Source organism: Rhizomonospora bruguierae (assembly GCF_018397995.1).
Classification (GTDB): domain Bacteria; phylum Actinomycetota; class Actinomycetes; order Mycobacteriales; family Micromonosporaceae; genus Rhizomonospora; species Rhizomonospora bruguierae.
The window spans coordinates 1-2,219 of sequence record NZ_BBQH01000130.1; the positions used below are offsets into that span (position 1 = coordinate 1).

General features: G+C 66.6%; 3 protein-coding genes. All 3 read right to left on the reverse strand.

Features of this window, described 5'->3' with window-relative positions; translation table 11 throughout:
• Positions 1-95: 95 nt before the first annotated feature.
• Genes KJS59_RS30395 through KJS59_RS30405 form a run of 3 tightly spaced genes read right to left on the reverse strand, consistent with a single transcriptional unit; the run spans position 96 to position 2,091 of the window.
• Positions 96-833 carry an enoyl-CoA hydratase/isomerase family protein gene (locus tag KJS59_RS30395; protein WP_213457409.1) on the reverse strand — a complete coding sequence of 246 codons (738 nt, stop codon included), beginning with the start codon at positions 831-833 and terminating at the stop codon, positions 96-98.
• A 42-nt stretch (positions 834-875) separates the two neighbouring features.
• Positions 876-1,643: an SDR family NAD(P)-dependent oxidoreductase gene (locus KJS59_RS30400; protein WP_213457411.1), complete on the reverse strand. Its 768-nt coding sequence runs from the start codon at positions 1,641-1,643 to the stop codon at positions 876-878.
• A gap of 4 nt (positions 1,644-1,647) precedes the next feature.
• Complete coding sequence (locus KJS59_RS30405) at positions 1,648-2,091, reverse strand: MaoC/PaaZ C-terminal domain-containing protein (protein WP_213457413.1); 444 nt, start codon at positions 2,089-2,091, stop codon at positions 1,648-1,650.
• Positions 2,092-2,219 lie beyond the last annotated feature (128 nt).

The following is a 2,219-nucleotide window of genomic DNA, read 5'->3' on the forward strand; positions in this document are numbered from 1 at the left end:
GTAACCGCCTCCGGACAGCGCGAGGGTGGCACCCTCCGGTACGAGGTCGGCCGCCTCGGCGCCGCTGAGAACTTTCGTCGTCGCCATCGCTCGTCCTACTCGCCGAAGTTCGGCGCGCGGCGCTCGGCGAACGCGGCAAGCGCCTCGGCGCGGTTCTCGAAGTAGTAGGTAAGGGTGCTGAGTTCCTTCTCGTACTGCAGCCCGGTGATGAGGTCGGCGCGTTCGGTCATCCGCAAACCGGCCTTGGCGACGACCAGGGCATCCACGCGACATCTTGCGATCTCGTCGGCCAGCGATTCGGTCTCGGACACGAGATCCTCGTCGGCGCAGACCTGTTGCACCAGACCGATCCGGAACGCTTCCTCGGCGGTTATCGTGCGGCCGGTGAGGGTCATGAGCATCGCTTGCCCCATGCCGACGAGCCGGGGCAACGTCTGGGTGCCGCCCCCGCCGCCCGGAATCCATCCGTGTCGGATCTCCGGATAGCCAAAGAGCGCCGAACGTGACGCGACGCGGACGCCGAGGGTGTAGCCGTGGAGTGCGGCAATGACTGGTTTGGTGCAGGCCCGGACCACGTTGGCCGGGTCGGACGAGATCTGGCGGCGCCGTTCCAGGCCCGTGCGCCCGCTGATCTCGGACATGTCCGCCCCGGAGCAGGACCCCTTCGGCCCAGCCCCCCGAACGACGGCCACCTTTACCGATACGTCTTGCTCGATCTCCTCAAATGCCTTCGCGAAAGCGGACCGCATGTCGTTGTTGATTGCATTGATCTTATGTGGACGATCGAGGATAACCGTGGCTACCGAGCCCCGCCGTTCGTGTCTTAGTGTCACGTTCCCACCCCTTCAGATATGGAAATGCCTGCGGTCGTACGCTTACGGCCGGACCGAGGCGCCACCGTCCACAGCAAGGTTGTGCCCGTTGATGAACGCGGCCTCGTCGCTGGCGAGGAAGACCGCCGCGGCCGCGACGTCCTCCGGCAGCCCTAGGCGTGTGTAGGGGGTCTGTTGCAGTGCGAGCGCGATACGCTCGGCGTTCTGGCTCAACTGGGCGGCGGTGCCCGGGACGAAACCGGGACAGATCGCGTTGATCCTGATGCCCCTCGGTCCATACTCGACAGCGAGCTGCCTGGTCAGGTTTGAGACCGCCGCCTTCGAGGCGCAGTAACTCGCCCGGCCGGATCCGCCGCCGGTCAGGCCCAGGCGGGATGAGATGTTGACGATCGTTCCCGTCCGATCCGCGTCGAGGAGCCGGCGGATGATGCTCGAGGCGACGTGCCAGGTGCCGTTGAGGTTCGTCTCGATCACGTCGGTCCAGAGTGCCGGGTCCTGGTGAACCGACGACTCCACACCCGGGAAGATCCCCGCGTTGTTGACGGCGATGTCGATCGTGCCCAGGCGGGCGAAGATCTCCCCCACGGTGGCATCGACCTCGTCACGTCGCCGCACGTCGATTTTGATCCACTCCATCGACAGGTCGCTGTCGATGCCGGCCGCGGCCTTGGCCTGGAGTCCGCTGGCCACGACGTGTGCACCCGCTGCGGCCATCCTCCGCGCGATCGCGTTGCCAAGCCCGGTACCCGCGCCGGTGACCAGGGCGACCTTGCCCGCGAGCCGGTCGGTTGCGTTCGTGGGCTCCGTCATCGCCTCAGCCCTCCGCCCGAAACCGCGGGACCGGCAGTCCCTTCGAGATATGTGTCGCCGCGAAACATGTATCGCCTCTCTGGTTACGCCCGATCACCTCTGCCCGGGAGACCAGGTCTTCGGGGGATATGTCGACGATGGTGTAGGTCAGGGTGACCGTGTCTCCGATGAAGACCGGGCGGACGAACCGGACCCGGTCGTAGCCGTAGGAGGCGCCCCGAAAGGGCCCCTTGTCGTACCGCTGGCCGAAGTAGGTGGAAGCCGCGGATGCGAGGCCGACGAGGTAGGTGCCGTGCACGACCCGCCGGCCGTACGCCGTCGACTTCGAGTACTCCTCATCGAGATGGTTGCGGCCGAGGTCACCGGTGAGACCGGCGTACAGGTACACGTCGCTCTCACTGATCGTTCGGCTGATTTCGACGCTGCTGCCGATCGCGAAAGGCGGCAACGGCGGCCACCCGGCCGGCGCGCTCGATCCAGATCCGGTCACGACTGCTTCGCATCCTGCGGGCGGGAGCACCTGACCTCGATGAGCCGGGGACCGCTGGCGGAGGTGGCGAAGGCATCGATACGGTG

What these genes read in the sequence shown, in the direction of transcription:
- KJS59_RS30400 (WP_213457411.1), bottom strand. Translation starts at nt 1,643, where the DNA reads ATGACGGAGCCCACGAACGCAACCGACCGGCTCGCGGGCAAGGTCGCC.